This window comes from Methylobacterium gnaphalii, from assembly GCF_007992215.1.
GTDB lineage: Bacteria > Pseudomonadota > Alphaproteobacteria > Rhizobiales > Beijerinckiaceae > Methylobacterium > Methylobacterium gnaphalii.
Genome location: NZ_BJZV01000006.1, coordinates 187,826 through 208,609 on the forward strand (window position 1 = coordinate 187,826; position 20,784 = coordinate 208,609).

The 20,784-nt window shown below is 66.3% G+C and carries 19 protein-coding genes; 9 read left to right on the top strand and 10 right to left on the bottom strand.

Annotated features, from left to right (window positions below; genetic code table 11):
- Window positions 1-34 precede the first annotated feature (34 nt).
- The 3 genes from MGN01_RS07760 to MGN01_RS07770 form a co-directional block, all read right to left on the bottom strand.
- Complete coding sequence (locus MGN01_RS07760; RefSeq protein WP_147046008.1) at window positions 35-2,380, bottom strand: xanthine dehydrogenase family protein molybdopterin-binding subunit; 2,346 nt, start codon at window positions 2,378-2,380, stop codon at window positions 35-37.
- Window positions 2,377-2,853: a (2Fe-2S)-binding protein gene (locus tag MGN01_RS07765; protein ID WP_147046009.1), complete on the bottom strand. Its 477-nt coding sequence runs from the start codon at window positions 2,851-2,853 to the stop codon at window positions 2,377-2,379. Before MGN01_RS07765 ends, MGN01_RS07760 begins: the two co-directional genes overlap by 4 nt.
- 350 nt (window positions 2,854-3,203) lie before the next feature.
- Window positions 3,204-3,935: an NAD-dependent deacylase gene (locus MGN01_RS07770; RefSeq protein WP_147046010.1), complete on the bottom strand. Its 732-nt coding sequence runs from the start codon at window positions 3,933-3,935 to the stop codon at window positions 3,204-3,206.
- 164 nt (window positions 3,936-4,099) lie between these two features.
- Here MGN01_RS07770 and MGN01_RS07775 point away from each other — a divergent pair, with 164 nt between their 5' ends.
- Both MGN01_RS07775 and MGN01_RS07780 read left to right on the top strand, forming a co-directional pair.
- Window positions 4,100-5,104 (top strand): SPFH domain-containing protein, encoded by a 1,005-nt coding sequence (locus tag MGN01_RS07775; protein ID WP_147046011.1) that lies wholly within the window; start codon window positions 4,100-4,102, stop codon window positions 5,102-5,104.
- Window positions 5,101-5,529 carry an NfeD family protein gene (locus tag MGN01_RS07780; protein ID WP_147046012.1) on the top strand — a complete coding sequence of 143 codons (429 nt, stop codon included), beginning with the start codon at window positions 5,101-5,103 and terminating at the stop codon, window positions 5,527-5,529. The genes MGN01_RS07775 and MGN01_RS07780 overlap by 4 nt, the downstream gene beginning before the upstream one ends.
- 1 nt (window position 5,530) lies before the next feature.
- Here the strand turns inward: MGN01_RS07780 and MGN01_RS07785 are convergent, their stop codons facing one another.
- Entirely contained in the window at window positions 5,531-5,986 is a 456-nt protein-coding gene (locus tag MGN01_RS07785; protein ID WP_147046013.1) for a cyclic nucleotide-binding domain-containing protein, read from the bottom strand.
- A 165-nt stretch (window positions 5,987-6,151) separates the two neighbouring features.
- A complete protein-coding gene (locus MGN01_RS07790; protein WP_147046014.1) occupies window positions 6,152-6,838 on the bottom strand; it encodes a response regulator transcription factor in 687 nt (228 codons plus the stop codon).
- Between the two features lie 336 nt (window positions 6,839-7,174).
- Between MGN01_RS07790 and MGN01_RS07795 the strand changes: the two genes are divergently transcribed.
- Window positions 7,175-7,711 carry a L,D-transpeptidase family protein gene (locus MGN01_RS07795; protein WP_147046015.1) on the top strand — a complete coding sequence of 179 codons (537 nt, stop codon included), beginning with the start codon at window positions 7,175-7,177 and terminating at the stop codon, window positions 7,709-7,711.
- 47 nt (window positions 7,712-7,758) lie between these two features.
- Here MGN01_RS07795 and MGN01_RS07800 read toward each other — a convergent pair whose 3' ends face one another.
- Window positions 7,759-8,484, bottom strand: coding sequence for a YggS family pyridoxal phosphate-dependent enzyme (locus MGN01_RS07800; protein ID WP_147046016.1), 726 nt, complete (start codon window positions 8,482-8,484; stop codon window positions 7,759-7,761).
- Window positions 8,485-8,775: 291 nt separating this feature from the next.
- Between MGN01_RS07800 and leuS the strand changes: the two genes are divergently transcribed.
- From leuS to MGN01_RS07820, 4 genes are all read left to right on the top strand, one after another.
- Window positions 8,776-11,367, top strand: coding sequence for a leucine--tRNA ligase (gene leuS, locus MGN01_RS07805; RefSeq protein WP_147046017.1), 2,592 nt, complete (start codon window positions 8,776-8,778; stop codon window positions 11,365-11,367).
- 161 nt (window positions 11,368-11,528) lie between these two features.
- Entirely contained in the window at window positions 11,529-12,092 is a 564-nt protein-coding gene (locus MGN01_RS07810) for an LPS assembly lipoprotein LptE (protein ID WP_147046018.1), read from the top strand.
- Between the two features lie 18 nt (window positions 12,093-12,110).
- Complete coding sequence (locus MGN01_RS07815; RefSeq protein WP_147046019.1) at window positions 12,111-12,581, top strand: YaiI/YqxD family protein; 471 nt, start codon at window positions 12,111-12,113, stop codon at window positions 12,579-12,581.
- Window positions 12,582-12,646: 65 nt separating this feature from the next.
- Window positions 12,647-12,886 (top strand): hypothetical protein, encoded by a 240-nt coding sequence (locus MGN01_RS07820; RefSeq protein WP_147046020.1) that lies wholly within the window; start codon window positions 12,647-12,649, stop codon window positions 12,884-12,886.
- 77 nt (window positions 12,887-12,963) lie between these two features.
- Here MGN01_RS07820 and MGN01_RS07825 read toward each other — a convergent pair whose 3' ends face one another.
- From MGN01_RS07825 to MGN01_RS07840, 4 genes are all read right to left on the bottom strand, one after another.
- Window positions 12,964-15,105: a sodium-translocating pyrophosphatase gene (locus MGN01_RS07825; RefSeq protein WP_147046021.1), complete on the bottom strand. Its 2,142-nt coding sequence runs from the start codon at window positions 15,103-15,105 to the stop codon at window positions 12,964-12,966.
- Window positions 15,106-16,019: 914 nt separating this feature from the next.
- Entirely contained in the window at window positions 16,020-16,376 is a 357-nt protein-coding gene (locus MGN01_RS07830) for a hypothetical protein (RefSeq protein WP_147046022.1), read from the bottom strand.
- Window positions 16,377-16,462: 86 nt separating this feature from the next.
- Window positions 16,463-16,678, bottom strand: a complete 216-nt coding sequence (locus MGN01_RS07835) for a hypothetical protein (RefSeq protein ID WP_147046023.1) — start codon at window positions 16,676-16,678, stop codon at window positions 16,463-16,465.
- A gap of 162 nt (window positions 16,679-16,840) precedes the next feature.
- Entirely contained in the window at window positions 16,841-17,494 is a 654-nt protein-coding gene (locus tag MGN01_RS07840; protein WP_147046024.1) for a TetR/AcrR family transcriptional regulator, read from the bottom strand.
- A 125-nt stretch (window positions 17,495-17,619) separates the two neighbouring features.
- Here MGN01_RS07840 and MGN01_RS07845 point away from each other — a divergent pair, with 125 nt between their 5' ends.
- On the top strand, window positions 17,620-18,849 hold the full coding sequence (locus MGN01_RS07845; protein WP_147046025.1) for an HlyD family secretion protein: 1,230 nt from the start codon (window positions 17,620-17,622) through the stop codon (window positions 18,847-18,849).
- Between the two features lie 5 nt (window positions 18,850-18,854).
- Window positions 18,855-20,435, top strand: a complete 1,581-nt coding sequence (locus MGN01_RS07850; protein ID WP_147046026.1) for a DHA2 family efflux MFS transporter permease subunit — start codon at window positions 18,855-18,857, stop codon at window positions 20,433-20,435.
- Window positions 20,436-20,784 lie beyond the last annotated feature (349 nt).

Below are 20,784 nucleotides of genomic sequence, written 5' to 3' on the forward strand. Positions count from 1 at the left end.
GGGGAACAACCCCGCCTCCGTCTTCTTCAGAAGGTCAGCTTGAGAGCTGGTCCTTGATCGGCAACTGCCGGATGCGGCGACCGGTTGCGGCGAAGACCGCGTTGGCGATGGCCGGCGCCACCGGCGGCACGCCGGGCTCACCGACGCCGCCGAGCGGACCGTTGAAGTCGCCCGAGCCGAGCAGGTGCACCCTGAGCGTCTTCGGGGCGGCGTCCATGCGCACCACCTCGTAGCCGTCGAAGTTGTTCTGCTCGGCACGGCCGTTCTTGAAGGTGATCTGCGAGGACAGGGCGAGGCCCATGCCCATCACCACGGCGCCTTCCATCTGCGAACGTACCCGCTCCGGATTGACCTGGGCGCCCGAGTCGATGGCGATGTCGATCGCGTGCACCTTGACCTCCCCGCGCTCGTCGACCTCCACCTCGGCCGCCACCGCCGTGTAGGTGACGAAGCTGTAGTGACCGGCGATGCCGAGACCCCGACCCTTCGGCAGCTTGCGGCCCCAGCCGGCGCCCTTGGCCGCCGCCTGGATCACGCCCTTCAGGCGCGCCGTGTCGATCGGGTAGCGCGCAGGATCCTCGCCGTAATTCCAGACATCGCCGATCGTGGTCGGGTCGACCTTCCGGTCGGGCCCGATCAGGGCGAGCAGGTATTCCAGCGGCTCCTTGCCCGCCGCATGGGCGAGCTCGGCCACGAAGGACTGGATCGCGAAGGCGTGCGGGATGTTGGAGACCGAGCGGAACCAGCCGATGCGCACATGCGCGGCCGCTTCCGGGTTCTCGAGCCGGACGTTGGGCAGGTTTAGCGGCAGGTTGGTCAGGCCCATGCCGAGCTCAAACGGCAACTCGTGCTTCGGATCGGGCGCGAAGATCGAGCCGATCGTCGGCGCGGTCGAGCGGTGTAGCCAGGCGACCGGCATGCCCTTGTCGTCGAGGCCAGCCTCCAGGCGTTCCACCGAGATGGTGTGGTAGTAGCCGTGGTGGAGGTCGTCCTCGCGGGTCCAAGTGAGCTTGACCGGAGCGCCGCCGACGGCCTGCGAGCAGAGTGCCGCCTCGACGACATAGTCCGGCTTCGACTTGCGGCCGAAGCCGCCGCCGAGCAGCGTGACGTTCACCTTCACCTTCTCCTTGGGAAGGTTGAGGCGCTTCATCAGCCGGTCATTGGCCGCCTGCGGACCCTGCGTGCAGGCCCAGGCCTCGCAGAAGCCGTCCTTGACCTGTGCCACGGCTGCCGGCGGCTCCATCGGAGCCTGGGCGAGGTGGGGCACGAAGTACTCGGCCTGCAGCTTGGTCTTCGCCTTGGCCATGGCGCCATCGACGTCGCCCTGGTTACGTACGACCTTGCCCGGCTGGCGGGCCGCCGCTTCCAGCTCCTTGCGGAAGGCGGTGGTGTCGTAGTTCGCGTTCGGGCCGTCATCCCACTCGATCTTGAGGGCCTCTCGGCCCTTCATGGCGGCCCAGGTGTTCTTGGCCACCACCGCGATGCCACCGAGGGGCATGAATTCCGAGGGGATCTCGCCGCCCTCGATTTTCACGGTCTTCACGACGCCGGGGACCTTCAGGGTCGCGGAATCGTCGAAGCTCTTCACCTTGCCGCCATAGACGGCCGGGCGCGCCACGACGGCATAGAGCATGCCATCGAGCTTTGTATCGAGGCCGTAGATCGCCTTGCCGGTGGTGATGTCGTGGTTGTCGATGAGGCCGATCTTGCCCTTTCCGATGTAGCGGAAGGCTTTCGGATCCTTGAGCTTGACGCTCTCGCGGGCGGGTACGGGCAGCTCGGCTGCCGTCGCCGCGAACTCTCCGTAACCGGCTTTCTTCCCGGACTTCGCATGGCTGATGACGTGGTTCTCGGCCGTGACCTCGCTCTCCGGCACGCCCCATTTCTTGGCGGCAGCCTGGATCAGCATCAGCCGTGCCGCCGCACCGGCATGGCGGAAATGCTGGAAGAAGTGGCGAAGGCTGCGCGAGCCGTCGGTGTCCTGGTTGCCGAAGCGAGTCTCGTCGCCCCAGGCCTGGACGACCTTGACCTTCGACCAGTCGGCCTCGAGTTCGTCGGCGACGGTGAAGGCGATCGAGGTGCGCACGCCCGTGCCCATCTCGGAGCGATGGTTGGTGACGGTGACGGTGCCGTCGGCAGCGATGGCGACGAAGATCTTGGGATCGTCCTGCCAGCCATGCGGCATGCCGTCGGCGCCGTATTTCTTCTCCTTCTGCTCCTTGGTCTGGCCTTCGTCGGCGCGAGCGTCACGCAGCGAGAGGGCGAGAACCAGGGCGCCGAGGCCGCCGAGCGTGGCGCGCCGGCTGACATTGTCGAGAAGGGCAGGGGCCTTCGAGGAGGTGGCCGCGATGTCGGCCATGAGTTTTGCGTCGTGGATCACAGCTTGCCTCCCTCGTTGGAGGCCGGCTGGCCAGCGGCCTGATGAATCGCCGCGCGGATGCGCGGGTAGGTGCCACATCGACAGATGTTGCCGCTCATCGCCTCGTCAATCTCGGCGTCGGTGGGCTTGGGCGTGTCCTTGAGGAGCGAGGCGGCCTGCATGATCTGGCCGCACTGGCAGTAGCCGCACTGCGACACGTTGAGGTCGCGCCAAGCGACCTGAACCGGATGGTTGCCGTCGGGCGAAAGCCCTTCGATTGTCAGCACCTCCTGGCCCTCGGCCGCCGAGATCGGCGTCGTGCAGGAGCGGGTCGCGGTGCCGCCGAGATGAATCGTGCAGGCGCCGCAGGCTGCGATACCGCAGCCGAACTTCACGCCGGTGAAGCCGAGTTCGTCACGCAGGTACCAGAGCAGCGGCATGTCAGGGTCGCCGTCGAAGCTTCGCTCCGCCCCGTTCACGGTAAGTTTGATCATCAGGTCTTCCCGTCGAGAGACTGCCGCGCACCGGGCGACGCGCGGATCGTATCGGTGTCAGAGGGCGATCTGCTGGGCGCGAAAGGCACGAGCGATCACCGAATGATGCGGACGAATCCGCCCCCGCCGCGCCGCCTGCGCCAACGGGAGCACAAAGGCCCCCGCCTTCGCGCCACATCTTGGAATGGGAATAATCTATCCGTGCCCAGGATGTTCAAGCAATGCAGGACAGGGCAGGCATTTCGCCTCGGGGTTGCGTGCAGGGCTGGCAACGTGAGGTTTCGCACATGGCGACAAGGTCATCCTGGTCATTGCGTCGGATCGCGAAAACACTGCTACGACGCCCGAAATCACGATGATGAGGCGCCTTGGTTTCGGGAACGCCCTTCCACCCATTGCGGCACCACCACGCTTGCTGGCCCATAGTGCGCCTCGTCAAAATGCGTGGTGTTGTCCGAGGGTTCGAGGTTGAGCTCGCAGGTTGGGATGCCGAGCGCTCGCGCCAGGGCGACGTACCCAGCGGCCGGATAGACTGCGCCCGATGTGCCGATTGCCACGAACAGGTCGGCCGCGCGCAGGGCCGCGTCAATGGCATCCAGGTGCTTGGGCATCTCGCCGAACCAGACGATGTCGGGACGCATGCTGCCAGTCTCGCCGCAAGCGGGGCAGGGCGTGGCGACGAGGAGGTCGTCCTGCCAGGGCATAACGGCGTCGCAGGCCAGACAGCGCGCCTTGAGGATCTCGCCATGCATGTGCGTGACGGCGCGGCTACCCGCCCGCTCGTGTAGGTCGTCGACATTCTGCGTACAGAGAAAGAGCGTCGCGCCGCGCTCGTGCAGGCCGTTTTCGAGCCGGGCCAAGGCCGTATGCGCGGCATTGGGCGAGGCCGCGACCACCCCGCTGCGGCGTAGGTTGTAGAACTCATGGACGAGTTCGGGGTCGCGGGCGAAAGCCTCCGGGGTGGCGAGCTGCATCGGGTCGAAGCGGCTCCAGATCCCGCCGCGATCGCGGAAGGTGCCGAGCCCGCTCTCGGCGGAAATGCCGGCCCCAGTCAGCACGAACACTCGTTGCAGAGCCGTCATCGCACACGCCTTTCATCAGGACAGGAGCAACGCCGCTGCCGCCCGAAATGAACTCCATGCCCGTCTTCAACGACAGTCTTCGCAGAAGTGTGCGGCGTTACTTTCAACGGATGCGCGCGGCACCATAAGGTGAAGCTCGTTCGCGGAACCAGTCGGGGGCCTCCATGACCATTTCGATCGGTGTGAGCGCCGTTGCGATCGCCTTCGCGCTGCTCGTCATCGTCACGCTGGCCATCGGCATCCGCACCATCCCGCAGGGCTACGTCCACACGGTGGAGCGCTTCGGGCGTTACAACCGGTCCCTGCAATCCGGGCTCGGGCTGATCATTCCCTATATCGAGCGCGTCGGCCGCCGGGTGAATGTCATGGAACAGGTCGTCGAGGTGCCGAGCCAGGAGGCCTTTACCCGCGACAATGCCGGTGTGCGGATCGACGCGGTGGTGTTCTACCAGGTGCTCGACGCGGCCCGCGCCTCCTACGAGATCTCGAACCTCGAAACGGCGCTGCTGACGCTGACCATGACCAACATCCGCACCGTGGTCGGCTCGATGGATCTCGATCAGCTGCTCTCGCACCGGGACGAGATCAACGACCGCCTGTTGCAGGTGCTCGATGCCGCCGGCGCGCCCTGGGGCGTTAAGATGAACCGCGTCGAGATCAAGGACATCCTCCCGCCGGCCGACCTCGCCGGCTCGATGGCCCGCCAGATGAAGGCCGAGCGTGAGAAGCGCGCCTCGGTGCTGGAGGCCGAGGGCCAGCGCCAGGCCGAGATCCTTCGCGCAGAGGGTCGTAAGCAATCGGCGATCCTGGAGGCCGAGGGCCGCAGGGAGGCTGCCTTCCGCGATGCCGAGGCCCGAGAGCGCTCCGCGGAGGCCGAGGCGAAGGCGACGGGCATGGTCAGCGAAGCCATTGCCAAGGGCGATCTTGCGGCGGCGAACTTCCTGGTGGCCGAGAAATACGTGGAGGCGGTCAAGGCGATCGCCACGGCGCCGAACCAGCGGGTTGTCGTCGTGCCGATCGAGGCTGCCGCGCTTGCCGGTACGCTCGGCGGTATCGCGGAGATCACGCGCAGCGTCTTCGGTGAGGGCGGCGCGGGGCAGGGCGCTCGCAGCACCGGCTTGCCGCCGCGCGTCGGCGCTCCTGCGGCCAAGTCCTCGACGACGCCATGAGCAGCCTCTCCGCCATCGATCCGGCCTGGGGCTGGATCCTCGCCGGGCTCCTCCTCATGGGTGGCGAACTGCTGCTGCCCGGTATCTTCCTGGTCTGGCTGGGACTCGCCGCCTTCGTCACCGGCCTCGTCGAGGCGGCGGTGGATCTGCCCTGGCAGGCGCAGTTGCCGCTCTTCGCGGTGCTTTCGGCCATCACCGTGACGATGGCAACGCGGCTCACCAGCGCCCATGTCCCGATGCTGAATCTCGGTGCGCATCGCTTGGTCGGCCGTGAGTTGGTGCTTGAGACGCCGATCGTCGCGGGCAGCGGCCGCGCCCGTGTCGACGACACCCTCTGGCGCGTCGCCGGGCCGGACCTGCCTGCGGGCAGCCGTGTGCGGGTGACGGGCGTCGAGGGAACGGTGCTGACGGTAATAGCCGTGTGAGTCAGCCGGCCCGCTTGTCGGCGAGCTTGGCCCTAACCTTTGCGAGCCCGTGGGTGAGCTCGCCGAGATCCGCCGCGAGCCAGTCGTAGATCGCAGCGGCTGCATCGGGGAATTCCCTCAGCACGCGGGTCATCAACTGCGTGCTGATCCGCATGACCTCTGCGCTGGATGTGGCGACGGCATCCGTTGGTCGTTTGCCCTTCGCGAATAGAGCCGTTCGGCCGATCAGGGCGGATCGACCAGCCAGCACTGGGGCGCCGCCCTGGCCCGTCAGCTCGATCGTTCCGGACAGGACGACGAACCCGCTATCGGCCTTGTCGCCGCGCGCGAACAGGCGCTCACCGGACTCCAGCACGATGTGCTCGCCGGCAAAGGTCAGCAGACGCAGCGCGCCGGAATCGAAGAACTCGAATACGGGAGCGGCGGCGAGGATCGCGATGTCGTCGTCGAGCCCCAATGCGCGCCTATCCCCGGCCGATTCCTGCTGCCGAACGTCCCTTAGCCGAAGCTGGCGGAGCCGCGAAGCGCTAGCGGGCGACGCTGGGGCACTGGGCATGCCTGGCGATGAATAGCGACGAGACCTTAATCCGGCGTTGACCATGCCTGCGGGCGATGGGCCCGCCTATGGCAGCAGCTTGTAGCCGCCGGCCTCGGTGATCAGAATCGCGGCGGCGGCCGGGTTCGGCTCGATCTTCTGGCGCAGCCGGTAGATGTGGGTCTCGAGCGTGTGCGTGGTGACGTGGGCGTTGTAGCCCCACACCTCGGCGAGCAGGGTGTCGCGCCCCACCACCTCGCGGCCGGCGCGGTAGAGGTAGCGCAGGATCGCGGTCTCCTTCTCGGTGAGCTTCAGCTTCGAGCCGCGCTCTCCGACGAGAAGCTTCGCGCCGGGCCGGAAGGTGTAGGGTCCGATGCGAAAGACCGCATCCTCGCTCGCCTGGTGCTGGCGCAGCTGCGCGCGGATGCGGGCGAGCAGCACGGCGAACTTGAAGGGCTTGGTGACGTAGTCGTTGGCCCCGGCTTCCAGTCCCTCGACGGTATCGGCCTCGGAATCCTGTGCCGTCAGCATGATGATTGGCCCGCGGAAACCCTCGCGCCGCATCACGCGCACGGCCTCGCGCCCATCCATGTCGGGCAGCCCGACATCCATGACGACGAGATCGATCCGATCCTGCGCCACGAGGTCGAGGGCGGCCTGGGCCGTCGCTGCACCGCTGGCGGCGAACTCCTCGTAGAGGTCGAGTTCTTCTGTGAGCGTCTCCCGCAGAGCATCGTCGTCATCGCAGACGAGGAGACGGTGGGTGTTGGTCATCGGAGAAGGGACTCCCGCGCGAAACACTGCGCGTCGGCTCCCGATCGCTCGGCGATCGGGATCGGGTGCGTCGGACAAGCGGTGCGTGGCGACGAGATTGCCCCATCCGGACGCCGAGAGCACCGTGAGCCGTCCGAGACGGACGAACCCGATGGGTAACCTAATCCGTTTCGCTTATCATGGAATAACGATCACCCGGGTTTTGCAGCGTTTTCAGGCCATCGTCACCGCATTGCCAAGCTTCTCCGCTCTGACGGCTCCCGGCCAGGGCCCGGTCGCGGTAGGACGCGGCCGACCGGGTCGCGAGGCGACCCGAACTAAGGGACGATGGGATCGATGAAGCGGACGACGATTCCTGTCCTGCGCGTGCGTCCGCTCGTCGGCGACCGGACCCGCGGCCATCTCATCGCGGGATCGAGCGTAATCCCCTGCGCGCTCGGACGCTCGGGCATCGTGCAGGTCAAGCGCGAGGGCGATGGCGGCTCGCCGCGCGGAGCCTTCCGTCTGCGCGGTGGGGTCTATAGACCCGACCATCTCCGGGTGCGCCCGCGAACCGCCTTGCCTCTGCGTGCGACGCGGCCCGGCGACGGCTGGTGCGACGACCCGCGCGACCGTCGCTACAACCGGCCCGTCCGCCTGCCGCTGCCCGGAATCAGCGCCGAGGAGATGTGGCGTCAGGACGGTCTCTACGACCTCGTGATCGACCTCGACTGCAATCGCGGACCGATCCGTCCCGGCCGCGGCTCGGCGATCTTCATGCATGTCGCGCGGCCTGGCTACCGACCGACTGAGGGCTGCGTCGCACTCGCACAGGCCGATCTCGCTCGGCTGCTGCGCCGGCTCGGGCCTCGCACGATGCTGAAAATCCAGTAATCGACAGGCAGCTGGCACTCTCTGGCCCACGGCCCGAGTGGCTTTCCTCACGCCTTCTTTGCTCGCGCCCCGAAGATCGCCGTGCCGACGCGGACATGGGTCGCACCCATCTGGATCGCAGCGGGATAATCCGCACTCATCCCCATCGACAGGATCGGCAGGCGGTGCCGGTCGGCGATGCGCGCCAGAAGCGCGAAATGCGGTGAGGGCGGATCTTCGGCCGGCGGGATGCACATCAACCCGTGGATCGCCAGGCCGTGCGTGTCGCGGCACTCGGCGATCAAGGTGTCGACGGCATCGGGTGCGACGCCCGCCTTCTGTGCCTCCTCGCCCGTATTGACCTGGATCAGCAGTTTGGGCTGGCGGCCGAACCGCTCGCTCTCCTTGGCGATGGCTGCCGCGAGCGATAGCCGGTCGAGGGAGTGGATCACGTCGAACAGTTCCACCGCTTCGCGCGCCTTGTTCGATTGGAGCGGGCCGACGAAGTGCAGCTCGACATCCGGAAACCGCTCGCGCAAGGCCGGCCATTTGGCCTTGGCCTCCTGCACGTAATTCTCGCCGAACAGGCGCTGCCCGGCTTCGAGCGCCGGCAGGATCACCTCTGCCGGCGCGGTCTTCGAGATGGCAATCAGGTGGATATCGGCCGGGTCGCGCTCGTTGTCCTCGGCGGCACGGGCGATCAGCGCGCGCACCTCCGTGAGCCCCGCCGCGACATCGGCCTCGCCGAGCGGCAGCTTGTCCTCGGGTGCGGTGGGGGCGGGGATCTCGGTCATCGATTCTCTCGGCGCGGCGTCGTGGGGCCTCACGGCGCGAACGCATGCCGTGGCCCGAGGCTCCCGTGAAGTCCGTTGTGTCTCTTCCGGGATTTTCTGCGGGATATGAGGGCAGCACTCGGCGGGCTGCCCTCACCGCGGACCTCGCCGAGGCCCGTTGACCGGGTGGCTGCGGTCTACCGGCAGACCTGATGGCCTCTCCGTACGAATCCACGATCCGTTGACCCAGCGTGCCGTGGATATGCTAGTGCCGCCGCTCGCCTTTCACGAGATTTCGCGGCGCGCTAGCCCATGACCAGCACTTCCGCCCCCGATCGCCAGATCGAGCGCTACAACGCCAAGGATTCCGAGCCGCGCTGGCAGCAGGCCTGGACGCAAGCGCGTCTCTTCGAGACGAAGAACGACGACGGCCGGCCGAAATACTATGTGCTCGAGATGTTCCCCTATCCGTCGGGGCGCATCCATGTGGGGCACGTCCGCAACTATGCGATGGGCGACGTGGTGGCGCGCTACAAGCGCGCACGCGGCTTCAACGTGCTGCATCCGATGGGCTGGGACGCCTTCGGCCTGCCGGCCGAGAACGCCGCCATGGAGCGCAAGGTCAACCCGCGGGAGTGGACCTACGCCAACATCGCCTCGATGCGCACACAGCTGCAGTCCATGGGCCTGTCGCTGGACTGGAGCCGCGAGATCGCGACCTGCGATTCCGACTATTACAAGCACCAGCAGCGGCTCTTCCTGGAATTCCTGGACAAGGGCCTCGTCTCGCGCCGCACCGCGAAGGTGAACTGGGATCCGGTCGATCACACCGTGCTCGCCAACGAGCAGGTCATTGATGGGCGCGGCTGGCGCTCGGGCGCGCTGGTCGAGCAGCGCGAACTGACGCAGTGGTTTTTTCGGATTTCCGATTTCGCCGATGAGCTGCTGACCGGCCTCGACGGCCTGGAGCGCTGGCCCGAAAAAGTCCGGCTGATGCAGCGCAACTGGATCGGCCGCTCGGAAGGCTTGGAGTTGCGCTTCGCGCTCGCCAATCCGCCGGCAGGCACAGAGGACGGTGTCACCGTCTTCACGACGCGGCCCGACACGTTGTTTGGCGCTCGCTTCCTCGCCATCGCCGCCGACCATCCGTTGGCGGCGGCTCTGGCCCCGTCGCGCCCCGAGCTGCAGGCCTTTATCGAGGAATGCCGCCGCATCGGCACGGCTCAGGCAGCCATCGACACGGCGGAAAAGCTCGGCTTCGATACGGGACTGAAGGTCCGTCACCCCTTCGACCCGTCCTGGGAGCTGCCGGTCTACGTCGCGAACTTCGTGCTGATGGAGTACGGCACGGGCGCCGTCTTCGGCTGCCCAGCCCACGACCAGCGCGACCTCGATTTTTCGAACAAGTACGGGCTCGGCAATACTCCGGTGGTCTGCCCGGAAGACCAGGACCCGGCGACCTTCACGATCACCGACACCGCCTATGACGGCGATGGCCGGATGATCAATTCGTGCTTCCTCGACGGCATGACGACGGACGCGGCCTTCAAGGCGACCGCCGACCGCCTCGAAGGCGAGGGCGTTGCCAAGCGCAAGATTCAGTTCCGCCTGCGCGACTGGGGTGTCTCGCGCCAGCGCTACTGGGGCTGCCCGATTCCGATCATCCACTGCGAGTCCTGCGGACCGGTGCCGGTGCCTGTCGCCGACCTGCCGGTGAAGCTGCCGGACGAGGTCTCCTTCGACGTGCCCGGCAACCCGCTGGAGCGCGACGCCGCCTGGCGCAACGTGCCCTGCCCGCGCTGCGGAGCGGCGGCGCGGCGTGAGAGCGACACCATGGACACCTTCGTGGATTCGTCCTGGTACTACGCCCGTTTCACGGCACCCTGGCTGCAGGATGCGCCGACGGATCGCGGCGCGGTCGATCACTGGCTCGCCGTCGACCAGTATATCGGCGGCATCGAGCACGCGATCCTGCACCTGCTCTACTCGCGCTTCTTCATGCGGGCGATGCGCGAGACCGGCTGGGCCGGCGTCTCCGAGCCCTTCGCCGGATTGTTCACGCAGGGCATGGTCGTCCACGAGACCTACAAGGATGCCGCCGGCGCCTGGGTACTGCCGGCCGAGGTGCGCCTCGAGAATGAGGGCGGAAACCGCAGGGCCTTCCACATTGGCACGGGCGCCGAGATCAGCATCGGCTCCATCGAGAAGATGTCGAAGTCGAAGAAGAACGTCGTCGACCCGGACGACATCATCGCGAGCTACGGCGCCGACACCGCCCGCTGGTTCGTGCTCTCCGATTCACCACCCGAGCGCGATGTGATCTGGACCGAGGAGGGTGTGCAGGGTGCGCATCGCTTCGTGCAGCGCGTCTGGCGCCTCGTGAACCTCGCTGCGGTGTCCAACGGTCAGACGCAATCGGCCGACGCGGCCCTGCGCAAGGCGGCCCACAAGGCGCTGGCCTCGGTGGAGGAGGATATCGAGCGGCTGCGCTTCAACCGTTGCGTCGCCCACATCTACACGCTGGCCAATGCCCTCGACGAAGCCCTGCGCGCAGGCGCGACGCGAGGAGCCGCCGATGAGGCCGCCGGCATCCTGGTCCAGCTCATCGCGCCGATGATGCCGCATCTTGCCGAAGAGTGCTGGCAGGCGCTTGGCCGGAAGGGTCTGGTGGCCGAGGCTTCCTGGCCGGACGTCGAGCGGGCGCTGCTCGTCGAGGACGAGATCACCCTGCCGGTCCAGATCAACGGCAAGAAGCGCGCGGACGTCACCGTTCCGGCCGGCGCCGACAAGGCTGCGGTCGAAGCCGCGACGCTGGCCGACGAGGTCGTGCAGAAGGCGCTGGAAGGCCGCACGCCGAAGAAGGTGATCGTCGTACCGGGGCGGATCATCAATCTGGTGGTGTGAGACCACTGCTCCCCCAATGCTTCGGTTTCGCTTCGCTATGACGGCTGCGTTGGGCATGATCTCGCCGCAGACGAAGCGTAAACCACGCTCTGGCAGGCTGATGACCGGCTGCGGCTGATGCCGTACAAGCTTGGGCTTAAGAGTCGGGGCGACCACGGGCGATGATGCGGATCGGGACAGGAGAGGCGGCTTCCCGTCTTGTGCGGCTCGCCCTTGCGGCCGGGCTCGCGCTGAACGTCTCGGCCTGTTTCCGTCCACTCTACGGGCCGACCGCCTCCGGCGAGTCGATGCAGGTGGCCCTCGCGGCCGTGCAGGTCGACGACGTCGTGATGGCACAGGATCAGGACCGCCTCGGCCACTACCTGCGCAGCGAGCTGATCTTCGCCCTCGACGGCTCGGGCCAGAATGCGACGCCGAAGCGCTACCGGCTCAAGCTGAAGGGCAGCGAGACGGTCACCACGCCGATCGTCTCCTCAGCCACCGCCCGCGCCGAGGCCGGCACCCTGATCGGCACGATCAACTACTCGCTGGAGAGCCTCGACGGCCGCAAGGTCATCACCGACGGCGTCGCCACCTCGACCGCGACCTACGATCGTTCGCAGCAGCGCTTCGCCTCGTTGCGCGCCGCCCGCGATGCCGAGATCCGGCTGGCCAAGGTGCTGTCCGATCAGATCAAGACGCGCATCGCCTCCGTCCTCGCGGTGATCAAGCCCTCGGGCTCCTGACGCGCATATGCCGGCTGCATGACCCTCGCGCCGATTGCGATCTACGTCGACGCGGATGCCTGTCCGGTCAAGGACGAGACCTTTCGCGTGGCGGCCCGCTACGGGCTGCATGTCTTCGTCGTCTCCAACAGCTTCATGAACCTGCCGCGGGAGCCGTGGATCGAGCGCGTCGTCGTGAGCGATGGGTTCGATGCGGCAGACGATTGGATCGCCGAGCGTGTCGGTCCTGGTGCGATCGTGATCACCGCCGACGTGCCGCTGGCGAGCCGCTGCGTGAAGGCTGGAGCCTCCGTGCTGGCACCGACCGGAAAGCCGTTCACGGATTCCTCCGTCGGCATGGCGCTGGCTACGCGTAACCTCATGCAGGACTTGCGCGAATCCGGTCTGATCACCGGTGGGCCCAAGCCGTTCTCGCGGCAGGACCGTTCGGCCTTCCTCGGTGCACTCGACCGGGCCGTGGTCCGCCTCCGGCGCGAACGGGGACTCTGAAATCGCCGGAACGCTTCCGCTTCTCTGTCGTTGCTTGCGCGACCCGACCTTCACCGGAGGAAAGTATGCGCAATCATCTGATCATCGTTGCCTCTGCCCTGACCCTGTTCAGCACTGCGGCCGTGCAGGCGGAAACCACCGTAATCAAGCGCGATGCGCCAGACACCGTCGTGGTCGACCGGCCTGCGAGCGAGTCGAAGTCGGTCACGGTCAAGGAGCACGGCGACGGCTGTGTCTCGAAGACGGTGCGCAAGGAGAACGACGTCGGCGATTCGAAGACGGTGCACAAGGAAAGCTGCGACTGAGCCTCCTTGGCTTTCCGCACAACGGAAAAACCCGCCCCGGTTATGCCAGGGCGGGTTTTTGTTCGTCTGGCGGCCGATCAGTGATGCGCCAGGATCGCCAGCAGCAGCAGGGCGATGATGTTGGTGATCTTGATCGCCGGGTTCACGGCGGGGCCGGCGGTGTCCTTGTAGGGGTCGCCGACGGTGTCGCCGGTGACGGAGGCCTTGTGCGCCTCGGAGCCCTTCTGGTGGGTGACGCCTTGGTCGTCGGTGAAGCCGTCCTCGAAGGACTTCTTAGCGTTGTCCCAGGCGCCGCCACCCGAGGTCATCGAGATCGCGACGTAGAGGCCGGTGATGATCACGCCGAGCAGCATCGCGCCGACAGTCGCGAAGGCCTGACTCTTCCCGGCGATCGCCTGGATCAGGAAGAACAGCACGATCGGCGAGAGCACCGGCAACAGGGACGGGATCACCATCTCCTTGATCGCAGCGCGGGTCAGCATGTCGACGGCGCGGCCGTAATCGGGCCGATCGGTGCCCTGCATGATGCCGGGCTTCTCCTTGAACTGGCGGCGCACTTCCACGACCACCGAGCCCGCGGCGCGGCCGACCGCGGTCATGGCCATGCCGCCGAACAGGAACGGGATCAGACCGCCCAGCAGCAGGCCGACGACGACGTAGGGGTTGGAGAGCGAGAAATCGACGCTGACACCCTTGAAGAAGGTGTACTTGTCGGAATTCGCGATGAAGTAGTTCAAGTCCGAGGTGTAGGCGGCGAACAGCACCAGCGCGCCGAGGCCGGCTGAGCCGATCGCGTAGCCCTTGGTGACGGCCTTCGTGGTGTTGCCGACGGCATCGAGCGCGTCGGTGGCCTTGCGGACCTCGCTCGGCAGCCCAGCCATCTCGGCGATGCCGCCGGCATTGTCGGTGACAGGGCCGAAGGCGTCGAGCGCCACGATGAAGCCGGCCAGTGCCAGCATCGCCGTGACCGCGATGGCAATACCGAACAGTCCGCCGAGCGCGTAGGTGGTAATGATACCTGCCACGATGACGATCGCCGGCAGCGCCGTCGATTCCAGCGAGATTGCAAGGCCCTGGATCACGTTGGTGCCGTGGCCGGTGACGGAGGCATTGGCGATCGACTTCACCGGGCGGAAGTTGGTGCCGGTGTAGTACTCAGTGATCACCACGATCAGCGCCGTGATGGCGAGCCCGATCACCGCGCAGCCGAACAGGCCGCCGGAGGTGAAGGTCTGGCCGGTGCCGGTCTGGAACGTGGTGCCGAAGCCGCCGAACAAGGCGAAGTTCACGATGGCGATGGCCACGACCGAGAGCACGCCGGCCGCGATCAGGCCCTTGTACAGCGCGCCCATGATCGACTGGTTGGCGCCAAGCTTCACCGCGTAGGTGCCGGCGACCGAGGTGATGATGCAGGCCGCTCCAATGGCGAGCGGATACAGCATCATGGCTTCGAGCACGGGCTGGCCGGCGAAGAAGATCGCGGCGAGCACCATGGTGGCGACCACAGTGACCGCATAAGTCTCGAACAGGTCAGCGGCCATGCCGGCGCAGTCGCCAACGTTGTCACCCACGTTATCGGCGATGGTGGCGGGGTTGCGCGGATCATCCTCCGGAATGCCGGCCTCGACCTTGCCGACGAGATCGCCGCCAACATCCGCACCCTTGGTGAAGATGCCGCCGCCGAGACGGGCGAAGATCGAGATCAGCGAGGCGCCGAAGCCGAGCGCCACGAGAGCGTCGATGACCTCGCGGCTGGCGGGCTCAAGGCCGGCGCCGCGGGTAAGGAAGAGGTAGTAGATCGCCACGCCCAGCAGCGCGAGGCCAGCGACGAGCATGCCGGTGACCGCGCCGGACTTGAAGGCGACGTCGAGGCCGCCGCCGAGCGAGGTGGTCGCGGCCTGAGCGGTGCGGACGTTGGCGCGCACCGACACGTTCATGCCGATGAAGCCGGCCGCGCCCGAGAGCACGGCGCCGATCAGGAAGCCGACGGCAACCTTGATCCCGAGGAAGTAGGCAAGCCCGACGAAAAGAACGATGCCGACGATACCGATCGTGGCGTATTGGCGCTTGAGATAGGCCTGGGCGCCCTCGGCGATGGCGCCGGCAATTTCCTGCATGCGGACTGTGCCGGCGTCGCGTTTCATCACGTCTTGAATCGTGAAGATGCCATAGGCGACGGCGCAGAGCCCGCCCAGGATGATCAGCAGCAATGCGGTCATACGGTCGTCCTTGCGCTTTTCATTCGTGTTTGCCGAGCCTGGCCAGGACGGCCACGGGACGTTTGCTCGGGTTGGAGCGCTCTTTCGGAAAGAGCAGGAATTGATTGCCAAACTTCAGCGTGAAGCGCAAACGCTCTGAGCTGTTACGCAACACTTATTTTTGCGCTGCGCAAATCGCCAAAAACATTGATATAAAATGTATTCAATTGTGCATCGCATCATAGACGTTCGCGACTGCGAATGTTGGTGTGGGTCTTGTTATCATTCAAGGATTTCAGGGCTTACAGATAAGCTTACATATGCACTGACCTGCTTTGATCGGGTGGTTGATATCGTCGACGAGCAGACTGGTCTTGGCTTAGACAAAAATACCTGGAAGGCAGAAGGACGTACGATCTCGACACCCCCTCCCAGCTTCATTGCTGGCTGGCATGCATAATATTTCCTAATGGCCGGCCACAGGCAGGTTGCGACACGAGGCGATCTTCCGCGTGCTCAGCGATCTGGCGCGGGTCCATGCGCAAGGTGACCCTGGCGGATCAACCGCGCGCGTTCTTCAATGCGGGTCTCGCGGTGAATGTCGGCGGCGCGCTGATCGCTTCGCAGGCGTCAGCACCGGGCATGACCGCGTGTGGCTCAAGATCGAGCCTGCTGACCGGCGTAGGCTTCGCCCCGCAGCCGCATCCCACCTACCTCACCTCAGCATCGGCAAGGCGGTCATTCGCGCGCTGGCACGGAGCATCTGTGAACCCTTCAGGCGCGCGACATTCACGTCGCGACGCTTACGGGTCTTCATCGCGGCTTCAGAGGATGCCGATGCGGTTGCGGCGCATTTCCGGTGGCGCCACGCCCAACCGGCCGGAGCCTGGAAGGTTGCGGTGCTCTATAGCCCAGGGTCCGAGGGTGGACCGGCTTCAGTGCAACTGCGCGCGCAGGGCGGGCGCCAGGATCTGCTCGTTGACCCGATGGCGCCGGCCGAGCCCTCCCTCGGAGGTGCCGTCATTGTAGTAGTCGGTGCCTGTCAGGCCGAAGCCGCCGCCATTCATCACATGCGGCACGGGCACGGCGTTGACGATGCGCTCGCCGGGGGCGGGGACGACCGCACTGAGGGGGCGCCCGATGAATTGCCCGCGACCGGCGTCCATCTCCAGCACGACCGGGCCAGCCGCAGCAGCACGGTTCGCACGATCGACGAGGCTCTCTGCCCGGACTGGGCTCGCGAGCGACAGGCCGATCAGGGCAGCGGCGGCGAAGAGGCTGGGATGCGACACGGGCTCAGGTCTCCGGCAGGCTGCGTTCGAGTTCGAAGGCAGAAACGCTCGCTGCGTGTACACGCTGCAAGCTCCATCCTACCTAATTAGCCCCGCGAGTGCAGGACCGTCGGCGCCTCGCGGTAGAGGGGGGCGCAGTTTGACATGGCGGCGTTCAGTGGCAGCCGCGCCGTGCCGCAATCATAGGCCTCGGCAGGCGAGGGCGGCGGCACCGGATCGCGCGCAACGATCGGGTGCGGCGCGCAGGCCGTGACGGCGGCGCCCGCGAGTACCAGGGCAACGGTCTGCATCAACCGACGCATAAAGACCTCGGGACAACGGAGTCGGATCACCCGGCACGGAGCCGGACACTGACAGAAGCCTGAACCCTGAGGGGCCGGGCAGCAGGTGGCAAGCCACGGCGAAGCTGAAGCTTCGGTTTGCCGGGCGATGTCGCCCGACGGCCACATCGCCGTGACACAGCATCACGCGGCGTAGCCTGCCAGGAAAACCCGCACGGCCTCGGCGATTTGGTGTCGCATCTTCTCCTCCGTCGGAGGCTCGCCGGCGGCGAAAAGCAGCCGTGTGAGCAGGCCGGCCTGACAGAGATGCAGGAAATGCTTCGCGGCGAGTTCAGTGTCGGTTGCCCGTAACCGCCCAGCTGCGACCTGCGCGTCGAGATAGGCCGTGAGTCGGTCGATTCCGCAGGCCGGACCCGCCTCGTAGAACGATCGGCCGAGATGCGGAAACTTCTCGGTGGCACCGATGACCATGCGAATGGCCGAGACATGACTCGGCTTCGACATCTCGGTTAGGTAGGTGAGACCGAGCTGGGTCAAAACGCTACCGACGTCCTCGGATGTCTCGGAGCCGAGCTTGAACAGGGCCTCGGCCAGCCAGCGCTTCTCCTCGGTGGTGAGCACCTCGAACAGTGCGTCCTTGCTGTCGAAATAGACGTAGAGCGTTCCCTTCGAGACGCCGGCCGCCTTCGCAATTTCACCCATGCTCGCACCATCGAAGCCGGCAGCCAGGAAGACCTCGCGCGCACCATCGAGAATCTGACGACGCTTGTCTGTATCGGCCGGTGGCGAGCCCGGCTGCGTCTTCGGATTCGCGAGAGTGGTCGCCGAGGTGGTCATTTCACCCAACCCAATACCATTGACCGAACGGTTCGGTCATTATATTTATGAGCGCGGGGCAGTCGCACGTCAACCTGTTCCGCATGTTGACCGAACGGTTCGGTCAAGATCAGTTGGAGCCTGCGATGGCCCTTCGCGAAGACACCGCTCGCCGAGACGAAACCTTGGCCGCCTCCGCAGATGAATTCGCGTCGCCGATGACGGCTGACGCCAAACAGCCGCCGTCCGTTTCAGCATCGACCCTGCCCGTGACCTCGCCCGCTATCGAGCAACCTCCTGCGAAGCCGCGCAAATCCCGCAAGAAGCTGGTGCTGCTGGCGATCCTGGCCGCCATGCTCGGTGGAGGTGGCTACGAAGGCTGGCAGTGGTGGACGTTTGGACGTTTCTTCGTCTCGACGGACGATGCCTATGTGCAGGCCGATATCTCGGTGCTCGCCGCCAAGGTCTCCGGCTATCTCGACGCCGCGCCGATCGTGAACGGCCAGTCCGTCAAGAAGGGGGATGTGATCGCTCGTCTCGACGACGGCGACTACCGCCTCGCCCTGCAGGCGGCCAAGGACAAACTCGCCACGCAAGAGAGCACGATCGCGCGCATCGGCCGGCAGATCGACGCCGCACAGGCGCAGGTTGCGCAGAGCGTCGCGCAGGTCGAGGCCTCCAAGGCCGATGCCGTGCGCGCGGCCGCGGATTATCTGCGCTCGACCCAGATGCAGTCCGACTACGTCGCCAAGTCCAAGCTCGACCAGACCAAGGCCGACCGCGACCGGACCGATGCCGCCGTGAAGGGCGCGCAGGCCGCTGTGATCGCCGCCAAGGCCAATGTCGACGTGCTGAGCGCCCAGAAGCGTGAGGCCGAAAGCCTCGCCGGCGAGCTGCGCACCGCAGTCGACCGCGCTCAGCGAGATCTCGACTTCACCGTCATTCGCGCACCTTTCGACGGCGTCGTCGGCAACAAGGCCGTGGAGGCAGGCGCCTATGTCCAGCCAGGCTCGCGCGTCGCGGCGCTCGTGCCGCTGCAGAGCGTGCGCGTCGATGCGAACTTCAAGGAGACGCAGCTCGCGCATATGAAGCCGGGTCAGCCGGTGACGATCAGCGTCGACGCCTTCCCCGACCGCAAGATCACGGGCGAGGTCGAATCATTCTCGCCGGCCTCGGGCACGCTGTTCAGCCTGCTGCCCACCGACAACGCCACCGGCAACTTCACCAAGATCGTCCAGCGCCTGCCCGTGCGCATCCGCGTGCCGGCCGACGTGGCCCGCGAGGGCCTCCTGCGGCCGGGTCTGTCGGTCGTCGTGAAGGTCGATACCCGCGGGCCGGATGACACCGCGCCCGTTCGCACTGCTCACGCCGAGTAAGCGCCATGGCCGCCTCGGCCGCGCTTGCCCCCTCCGCCGCCGCGCCGGCTGACCCGCCCATCGACCGCCGCCGCATGGTGGCCTTCCTGTGCATGGTGTTCGGGATGTTCATGGCGATCCTGGACATCCAGATCGTCTCGGCTTCGCTCAATGAGATCCAGGCGGGGCTGGCTGCCTCCGGCGATGAGATCCCCTGGGTCCAGACCAGTTATCTGATTGCCGAAGTCATCTCGATCCCGCTCTCGGGCACGCTCTCGCGCGTGCTCTCGACACGCTGGATGTTCGTCATCTCGGCCGCCGGCTTCACGCTGATGAGCCTGATGTGCTCCACCGCGACTTCGATCAACGAGATGATCGTCTGGCGCGCGCTGCAGGGCTTCATCGGCGGCGGTATGATCCCGACGGTCTTCGCCTCCGCTTTCACGATCTTCCCACCGTCGAAGCGCGGCATCGTTTCCCCGATGATCGGCCTCGTCGCGACGCTGGCGCCGACGATCGGCCCGACGGTGGGCGGTTACCTCACCGACCTGTTCTCCTGGCACTGGCTGTTCCTGATCAACATCGTGCCGGGCATCTTCGTGACGGTGACGACCTGGCTGCTCGTCGATTTCGACGAGCCGAATCTCGGCCTGCTCGACAATTTCGACTGGTCGGGGCTCGTCCTTATGGCAGGCTTCCTCGGCTGCCTCGAATACGTGCTCGAGGAGGGGCCGAACCACGATTGGCTGCAGGACGAGGCGGTCTTCGCCTGCGCCGTCGTCTGCGGCGTTTCGGCCGTCGCTTTCTTCGCTCGGGTCTTCACCGCGCGGCAGCCGATCGTCGATCTGCGCGCCTTCTCGGACCGCAACTTCGCGACCGGTTGCGTCGCGAGCTTCGTTCTCGGCATCGGTCTCTATGGGCTGACCTACCTGTATCCGGTCTATCTCGCGCGCGTGCGCGGCTACTCGGCCCTGCAGATCGGCGAGACGATGTTCGTCTCGGGGCTGTGCATGTTCGCCACCGCGCCGATCGCCGGCCGGCTGATGGGCAAGCTCGACCCGCGGGTGATGATGGCGCTCGGCTTCTCGGGCTTCGCGCTCGGCACCTGGATCGTCACCGGGCTGACCAAGGACTGGGACTTCTGGGAGCTGCTCTGGCCGCAGGTGCTGCGCGGCTGCTCGCTCATGCTGTGTATGATCCCAATCAACAACGTGGCACTGGGCACGCTGCCGCCCGAGCGCATGAAGAACGCCTCGGGCCTGTTCAATCTCACGCGCAATCTCGGCGGTGCGGTCGGCCTCGCCCTGATCAACACGGTGCTCAACGACCGCTGGGACCTTCACCTCGCCCGGCTGCACGAGCGGGTGACCTGGGCCAACAACGCTGCCATGGAGCGGATGAACTCGCTCAAGCAGGGCTTCTCGAGTTTTGGCAGCGCCGCGGATGCAATGGCGCTCTCGTCGATGAACGCGCAGGTCCGCATCCAGGGCATCGTGATGGCCTTCGAGGACGTCTTCCTCGTCCTCACGGTGCTCTTTCTGGCGATGACCTGCGCCACCTTCCTGATCCGCCGGCCGCGCGCTGGAGCAGGCGCAGGCGGTCACTGACGGACACGCCTATGCGGGCCGCGATGGTAAGCGGCCCCCAGAGGGTGTTGGGCTCCAGAACGAGGGTCTGGGCGAGCATCGCCAGATCCGCCTTGCCCGTCAGCGCCTTGGCACTGAGTTCCGGCTCCTGCTGCATCGGCTCGAGCATGCTGAGGAGCGCGGCCATTGCTCCATCGTGTGGAGACATTTCAGCGAGCGCACACCGCGTTCCGACCACTGCCCCGGCTGGAAGACCATGACTGAACCGCATGGCAGGGCAGCGAGGTAGCCTATCCGTCGTAACCATTGCACGGACCGGCCGAAGGGTATGGAGTCGACGCGAATGAGGTCGGCGACTCGGAGTTTCCCT

Bases quoted from the DNA above. Each gene is read 5' to 3' on its own strand.
- MGN01_RS07765 (WP_147046009.1), bottom strand. From the start codon at position 2,853: ATGATCAAACTTACCGTGAACGGGGCGGAGCGAAGCTTCGACGGCGAC.
- MGN01_RS07770 (WP_147046010.1), bottom strand. From the start codon at position 3,935: ATGACGGCTCTGCAACGAGTGTTCGTGCTGACTGGGGCCGGCATTTCC.
- MGN01_RS07775 (WP_147046011.1), top strand. From the start codon at position 4,100: ATGACCATTTCGATCGGTGTGAGCGCCGTTGCGATCGCCTTCGCGCTG.
- MGN01_RS07780 (WP_147046012.1), top strand. From the start codon at position 5,101: ATGAGCAGCCTCTCCGCCATCGATCCGGCCTGGGGCTGGATCCTCGCC.
- MGN01_RS07790 (WP_147046014.1), bottom strand. From the start codon at position 6,838: ATGACCAACACCCACCGTCTCCTCGTCTGCGATGACGACGATGCTCTG.
- MGN01_RS07795 (WP_147046015.1), top strand. From the start codon at position 7,175: ATGAAGCGGACGACGATTCCTGTCCTGCGCGTGCGTCCGCTCGTCGGC.
- MGN01_RS07800 (WP_147046016.1), bottom strand. From the start codon at position 8,484: ATGACCGAGATCCCCGCCCCCACCGCACCCGAGGACAAGCTGCCGCTC.
- leuS (WP_147046017.1), top strand. From the start codon at position 8,776: ATGACCAGCACTTCCGCCCCCGATCGCCAGATCGAGCGCTACAACGCC.
- MGN01_RS07810 (WP_147046018.1), top strand. From the start codon at position 11,529: ATGATGCGGATCGGGACAGGAGAGGCGGCTTCCCGTCTTGTGCGGCTC.
- MGN01_RS07815 (WP_147046019.1), top strand. From the start codon at position 12,111: ATGACCCTCGCGCCGATTGCGATCTACGTCGACGCGGATGCCTGTCCG.
- MGN01_RS07820 (WP_147046020.1), top strand. From the start codon at position 12,647: ATGCGCAATCATCTGATCATCGTTGCCTCTGCCCTGACCCTGTTCAGC.
- MGN01_RS07825 (WP_147046021.1), bottom strand. From the start codon at position 15,105: ATGACCGCATTGCTGCTGATCATCCTGGGCGGGCTCTGCGCCGTCGCC.
- MGN01_RS07835 (WP_147046023.1), bottom strand. From the start codon at position 16,678: ATGCGTCGGTTGATGCAGACCGTTGCCCTGGTACTCGCGGGCGCCGCC.
- MGN01_RS07840 (WP_147046024.1), bottom strand. From the start codon at position 17,494: ATGACCACCTCGGCGACCACTCTCGCGAATCCGAAGACGCAGCCGGGC.
- MGN01_RS07845 (WP_147046025.1), top strand. From the start codon at position 17,620: ATGGCCCTTCGCGAAGACACCGCTCGCCGAGACGAAACCTTGGCCGCC.
- MGN01_RS07850 (WP_147046026.1), top strand. From the start codon at position 18,855: ATGGCCGCCTCGGCCGCGCTTGCCCCCTCCGCCGCCGCGCCGGCTGAC.